General features: G+C 68.9%; 6 protein-coding genes. 2 read left to right on the plus strand and 4 right to left on the minus strand.

Annotation, left to right across the window (positions count from 1 at the left end):
• Positions 1-58: 58 nt before the first annotated feature.
• The 3 genes from KUF83_RS28995 to KUF83_RS29005 all read right to left on the minus strand — a co-directional run bounded on the left by KUF83_RS28995 (position 59) and on the right by KUF83_RS29005 (position 1,793).
• The gene (locus KUF83_RS28995) at positions 59-598 is read right to left on the minus strand and encodes a hypothetical protein (protein WP_217457933.1); all 540 of its coding nucleotides are present in this window, start codon (positions 596-598) and stop codon (positions 59-61) included.
• Between the two features lie 26 nt (positions 599-624).
• Positions 625-1,092, minus strand: coding sequence for a peptidoglycan-binding domain-containing protein (locus KUF83_RS29000; RefSeq protein WP_217457934.1), 468 nt, complete (start codon positions 1,090-1,092; stop codon positions 625-627).
• A 248-nt stretch (positions 1,093-1,340) separates the two neighbouring features.
• The gene (locus KUF83_RS29005; protein WP_217457935.1) at positions 1,341-1,793 is read right to left on the minus strand and encodes a peptidoglycan-binding protein; all 453 of its coding nucleotides are present in this window, start codon (positions 1,791-1,793) and stop codon (positions 1,341-1,343) included.
• Positions 1,794-2,161: 368 nt separating this feature from the next.
• Here KUF83_RS29005 and KUF83_RS29010 point away from each other — a divergent pair, with 368 nt between their 5' ends.
• Together KUF83_RS29010 and KUF83_RS29015 are read left to right on the plus strand one after the other, a co-directional pair.
• The gene (locus tag KUF83_RS29010) at positions 2,162-4,495 is read left to right on the plus strand and encodes a sensor histidine kinase (protein WP_217457936.1); all 2,334 of its coding nucleotides are present in this window, start codon (positions 2,162-2,164) and stop codon (positions 4,493-4,495) included.
• On the plus strand, positions 4,492-5,148 hold the full coding sequence (locus tag KUF83_RS29015) for a response regulator transcription factor (RefSeq protein WP_217457937.1): 657 nt from the start codon (positions 4,492-4,494) through the stop codon (positions 5,146-5,148). The genes KUF83_RS29010 and KUF83_RS29015 overlap by 4 nt, the downstream gene beginning before the upstream one ends.
• A 468-nt stretch (positions 5,149-5,616) precedes the next feature.
• Here the strand turns inward: KUF83_RS29015 and KUF83_RS29020 are convergent.
• Positions 5,617-6,120 (minus strand): DUF4232 domain-containing protein (locus KUF83_RS29020; protein WP_217457938.1); only part of this gene is annotated, 504 nt, incomplete at its 5' end.

A 6,120-nucleotide genomic window follows, 5' to 3' on the forward strand; every position in this document is an offset into this window, starting at 1 on the left:
CGTGACCAGCTCATCAGCGAGTGAGGCGGCCGCCCTTGACGAAGATCATTCGGGACCGTCAGTTGCTGGCCGGTCGTGGCCGGCCGTTGTGGCGCAGCCGTAGCCGACGCCGGGGGTGCGAGTGCAGCACCGGATGGAGGTTCCAGCCCTGCTCCGAGGCGACGCGTAGAACGTGACCGGCGCCGGCACCACGGAAGTAGTGTGCTCCGAGTTCCAGGTCTCGGTGATACTCGCGACGGTACTGGGAGGTCTCCACTCGCCGGGTCTGCTTCTCGATGCGCCGGTTCACCCGCGCCTGGTAGTACCCCGTGTCGTCCTCCCGCACCAGCGCCACCGGGGTCACGCACCAGAGCGGGAGGAACGGCACCCGGCCCAGCGTGGCGTCCACCATCCGTGTCGCACCGTTCTCGGCACGCGGCACCATGTAGACGATCAGCTCGGCACACGGCGCCACGCAGTAGACGCAGACCGCGATGAAGACCCACACCACCCACCACAGCGGCAGGAACACCAGGGTCAGAGGGAGAAGCAGCAGCCAGCGCAGTGCGGCCGGGCGGACGGGAAGCGGCCCCCAGGCGGGGTCGTCGCAGTCATGCACGGACAGTGCCTTCCGATCACGAACGGCTAGAAGCTGTACCTGGCACAGCCGTTGCGCGTCCCGTCCTGCGTGTACCTCGCCCACTTCAGATTGTTGAACCCCTGCTCGCCGTACTGCCCGTCAACGGTGATTCCTTCTTGGCTCTGGGCGTACTCGAGGGCATCTCGCGTGGCCGGCCCGAAGTCTCCGTCGACGGCGATGGAGCGGCCGTAACACGACTTGAGGGCGAGCTGAAGGGTCTCCACGCCGTTTCCAGTGCTGCCGTAGTCCATCCAGCAGCGCACGTTGTTGAGCCCGTTGTACCGGACCACCGGCACCTTGATCAACTGAGTTGAGGTACCCGTGTAACTGACGTTTGAACCGCCTGAGCAATGCCCGAGGTATGGCCACGCCGCTGCCGAAGGAGCGACGGCGACGGCGCCGCCGAGGAGGCCGGCGGTAAGGACACCGGCCGTCAGAAGGGATTTGAACCGCTTGCCGGGACGAATGGACATAGTTGTATCCCTCATGTTGGGAGGTGCTCGGACGGCGACACGGCAGGGGCTTCCTGAGTCACAGCCCTGCGGTCAACGGATCCGGGCACGAGTGAAAGAGTTCATTGGCGCACAAAGGACTGCCGGGCTGCATCGAATTCCCTCTCGGCCCTGCAGGACAGCCGGTACGTTTCCCAGCTCGCAGTGGCCCAGAAGTCAGCCTGTTCCGTAGGCTTGCGCCGGGGCCCGGGCGGTGCATCGGCTGTTCGTCAGTTGCAGCTGATCCGTGCTCCGGTTTCCATGCTGTAGTTCGCCCACGCCATCGCATCCCGCGTATTGGGGCCGTAGTCGCCGTCCGCCCTGACACCCACCTTCTTCTGAACGGCGACGAGCGCAGACTCGGTGAGGTCTCCGAAGTCCCCATCCGTTGCCAGCCGGTATCCGTAGCAGGAGTTGAGGTTCTTCTGGAGGGCGCGGACTGCCGTGTTGCTCATTCCCCAGTCCAGCCAGCAATTGGACCCATCGCCGGTGACGTAGGGGACGTATTTGTACGAGGTGGGGTTGGTGACCTTGTTGTAGAGGTAAGCCCCGTAGCTGCAAGGGCGGTCAGCCGCAGCGGCGGTCGCGGACGGCGCGCCGGCGAGCACGCCGCCGAGGAGGCCGGCCAGAAGGGCCCCCGCGGCTGTAGCCGACTTGGCGCGCCTGCTTCGGATCTTGATCAATTCTGCTCCACCTTCCGATTGTCGGGCGGACAGCCCGAGTTCCTGCAGGACGGGAGTGCGGGTGCGACGAAGCAGCGTGAACTCATGACATCAGTGGCTTGATGCGGGGTGCCCCGCCGGTGTCGGCCCCGTACGACGGGCACAGTAGCCCGGCGCGGTCGCTGAGTGTGCCGGTCGTTCGCCCCACAAGGAACGGCCGCCGCGCACACCGGAATTGGCGCAGGGAAGCGGGCGAGACCGCCCGTCGTGCACAGCCGTGAGCTTTGAGCACGGCCGCCGCTACTATCCTTACTGCTATGCGGCATGGGGGGAACGGGGGGAACGGGGCGGCTGAGCCGATGGACGGCCCCGGGTCCAGTGAGCGCCTGTTGATCCTCACCCTCGAGCGGTACGGGGTGTGGCTCCGGTCCAGCGTGGTCTGCCTGTGCGGTGCGCTGGGCGTCGTGTTGGCGGACGGGGCGGAGATTCCACTGGCGATGTCTCTGCTGGTGCCCGCTGTCCTGGCCTGCGGTGTGCGCCTCTACTCGCTGCGCCATCCACTCCCCCTAGCCCTGCTGTGGACGTTGGACGCGGCCGTGGTGGTGCTGACGGGGCTGCTCCAGCCGGTGCTCGGCGGCGAGGGCGCGGATGTGATGGTCGAGGCGATCGTCGGCATCTGCGTCGTCGCCTTCCAATACGAGTGGGCGACGCGCCCCGTGGCCGGGTTCGGCCTGGCCGCGCTGGGGACCGTGGTCTGCGTGCTGGGGGACGTCCTCACCTCGCCTGGGCACAGCCCCGACGTGGTACCTCTGGGGCGCATGTTCGTCCAGGCGGGCCTGTCGAGGGCTGCTTTCCTCATGGTTCGCGCGCGGGCCAGGGCGGCCGACCGGTCGGCCGCGGCCAGGGCGGCGTCGCGCCGGGAGGCCGCTGTCGCCGCCGCGCGGAGGGCGGCGGAGCGCGAGTACTTGGCGACCCTGCACGATACGGCGAGCGCGACGCTGCTGATGGTCTCTCAGGGCGACGGCCGGGACTGGTCGTGGCTGCCGCCGCGGGCCAGACAGGATCTGGAGGCGTTGTCCGCCATGCCCGGATTCGAGAAGGGACGCGTCGACCTCGCGGCGCTCCTCAGCTGCGTGCCCGAGGGTGATGGGCCGGCCAGGGTGCAGCTCAAGACGCACATCGAGGGCCCGCTCGTGACTCCGTCCGGCCCTGGGCTCGCGATATTCAACGGGGTCCGGGAGGCCGTCACCAATGTGGCACGCCATGCCGGGGTGCGGGAAGCGGAGCTCAGGGCGTGGGCAGAGGCGGACGGCGTCGTCGTCGAACTGTCCGACGCGGGACGGGGTTTCGACCCGCAGTCCGTCCCCGCACGGCGCCGCGGTATCTCCGGTTCCATCATCGGCAGGATGCACACGGTCGGAGGCTCGGCTCGCGTTACCTCCCATCCGGGTACCGGGACCCGCGTGCAGTGGCGCTGGCACGGCCGGGCCCGGGAGTCACCGGCAGCGGACGGAGCGCAGGTGGCGGGTGGCATACCGCGCCCGCCCCGCGTCCATTCACAGCACAGCACTGCCGTCCGACTCATCCGCGGACAGCTCCTTTCCGGGGCTCAACTGGCCGTACTGCTGATCAGCCTGGTGTGGCAGTTCACCGTCTCGCTGCGCCGGCTCATGGTCCACCAGGACGTGTACCGACCTGCGTGGGCACAGACAGCCGCCTTCGTCTGCCTCGCCGCCGTCGCGGTGGCCGGGGGCGCCTATCTGCTGCGTGGTCGGCAGATCCCGCCGAGGGTGCGGGGTTGGAGCCTGGGCTCGGTGCTGGCAGCTTCGGCGGTATGTGCGTTCACGCTCCCGCCGGGGCAGTCGACAGGTCCGGCGGACTGGGCGTTCGGAGTGGTCGGCTGGCATGCGCTGTTCCTGCTGGCGGACCTGCGGGTCAGGGTGTACGCGGCGTTTCTCGGGGCGCACATGGGACTCAACGCGACCGCTGTGTTCTTGTCGGGGGCGCCCACCGCCGCCGAGTCGGCCGTCATGGGGATCTCCACGATATCCGCCTGCGGCTTCCAGTTCTCCGTCGGTGTGCTGGTGACGCGCCTGCTCCACGGTACGGCGCCGGCAGCGGGGACCGCGGCCGCACAGGAGGAAGAACTGCGTACCCGGGAACGCATCCACGAGGACATGCAGCGTGGGCACAAGGAGCGCTACCGGGCCCTGACGGCGACGACGGTACCGCTGCTGGTGGGCCTTGGCCACGGTGTGCTGAGCCCGCACGACGAGGAGGTCAGGCTGCGGTGCGGTGTGGAAGCCACCCGCATGCGCCGCCTGTTCGCCGAGGGCGATGCCGTCGTGGATCCGCTGCTGAACGAGTTGCGGGCATGCGTCGAGGTGGCCGAGCACCAGGGGGTGACGGTGAGCCTGGCCGTACGAGGCCGGCCGGGTGAGGTGCCTTTGGAGGTACGCAGGGAGTTGGTCGACCCGGTGGCGGTGATTCTGGGTCGTACCCGGTCGACCGCGCGGGTCACCGTCGTATGGACCCCCCACGCGGTACGTGTGAGCGCAATCAGCCAGGACGGCGCCGACGTCCAAGGCGACGGGGATGCCTTGCGAGCCCACAACCGTGCGACGGACGCGAAGGTGACCGTGGTGCGAACGACGCGGGGCGAAAGTGTGTGGGTAGACGCCGGCTGGAGAAGACCGGCGGCCTCCGGAGTTGATCTGGCATGAGTGACAACGCACCGGTCAGCGTGGTCGTCGTCGACGATCATCCCGCCATCCTCGCGGGCGTAGAGGCGTGGTACGCCGCATCGCTGCGGCCCATCACCGTGGTCGCGGCCGGCGGCGCCGTACAGGAAGCCTGGACCCCGCCGGGCAGCACGGCCGATGTCGTCATCCTGGACCTGCAACTCGGCGAGGGCGGTCCCGCCTTCGGCAGTCTGCGAAGACTCGTCGACGCCGGACGGCAGGTCGTCGTCTACTCGATGCGGGATGACGAGCAGACAGCGCTCAGCTGTCTGGACCTGGGAGCCGCGACGTTTCTGACCAAGAGCGAGGGCCGACAGCACCTGGTCGACGCGACGCTGGCGGCAGCCGATGACCGGCCCTACATGCCGCCCGCTCTGGCCGGGGCGCTGGGAACGAACACCCGCGCCGACCGCCCCCAGCTGTCCGCACGCGAGGAGGACGTGCTCATCGAGTGGTTCCAGTCGGAGTCGAAGGAGTTGGTCGCTCAGCGTCTCGGCATCTCCGTACGGACGGTCAACTCGTACCTGGACCGGGTACGGATCAAGTACGCGAACGTCGGCCGCCCCGCGCGGACCAAGGCAAGCCTGGTGGCCCGCGCCATCCAGGACGGGCTGGTCGACGTGGGCGACCTCTGAGCGGGGCAAGGGGACGGACAACCTGACCTCTCGCCGCTCCCTGCCGATCGCCTCCGTCCCTGTTTCACCGCCCTCTGTCCTGTTCCTCTCTCGGGCCTGCACTTCGCCATGTCGGGCGCCCCGAGGTACCGCGCAACTCGCCGTGCCTGCCGTCTGGTTGGAACGAGCTCACGAGTCGGAGTCCACCCGGAGCGGGTACCTCGCCGCGATGGAGCAGCCGGAACTGAACGAACCCATCCACGCCCTCCATCGTGGTCGAACTTGGCGGATGAGGTGATGCCGGTCAGGACCTCGTACGCGGCTGCCCGGCCGAGATGCACACCGTGCAAGGCGAAGAGGAGCCCCCACCCGGCGAGTGGAGTTTCGCCGGACGGAGTCTCTTTGGCCGGTTGTCTGTCGCCCGCCACCTGGACAGGGGGCGGGCGACACTGTTGTCGACGGGCGCTGTGGAGGCGTCCGTCGTGGGGGTCAGCTGTAGGGGACGGCGTCGGCGGGGTCGGCGTGCCAGTTGGTGGCGAGGGGGCGGTCGACCTGGACGGTGTGGGGGAGGTTGAGGGTGACGAAGTTGTCCACGTCACCTGCGACGGAGAGGTGGAGCTTGTCGAACAGCCTGCCGTTGTCGTTGTTGGTGGACTTGGGGTTGATGCCGGCGTAGGCGGCGGTGGAGCCGGAGAGGACGACGTCGTCGCTGACGCTGTGTTCGGCGGGCCGCAGCTCTGTGTCTGCGGCGGAGCCGAAGGACGCGGAGGGGAAGACGCCCTGCAGGGAGCAGGTGATGCCGGACTTGGCCTTGGCGGTGACGAGGAGGTAGCCGCCCGCCTGTGTCTTCGAGGTGATCTTGAAGGTCAGGTCGTTGGTGGCACAGGCCCGCGTGGCGGTGTTTGCGCTGTCGGCGGTGGCGGCCGGGGTTGCGGTGGCGGCCAGGGCGGCCGCGGCGGCCACGGCCAGGGCGAGGCGGGTGGAGCGGGCGGC

Source organism: Streptomyces sp. BV286 (genome assembly GCF_019090165.1).
In the GTDB taxonomy this organism is placed as follows: domain Bacteria; phylum Actinomycetota; class Actinomycetes; order Streptomycetales; family Streptomycetaceae; genus Streptomyces.

Excerpts from the sequence above, each read along its gene's own strand:
- KUF83_RS29000 (WP_217457934.1), bottom strand. The coding sequence starts at position 1,092 with ATGTCCATTCGTCCCGGCAAGCGGTTCAAATCCCTTCTGACGGCCGGT.
- KUF83_RS29015 (WP_217457937.1), top strand. The coding sequence starts at position 4,492 with ATGAGTGACAACGCACCGGTCAGCGTGGTCGTCGTCGACGATCATCCC.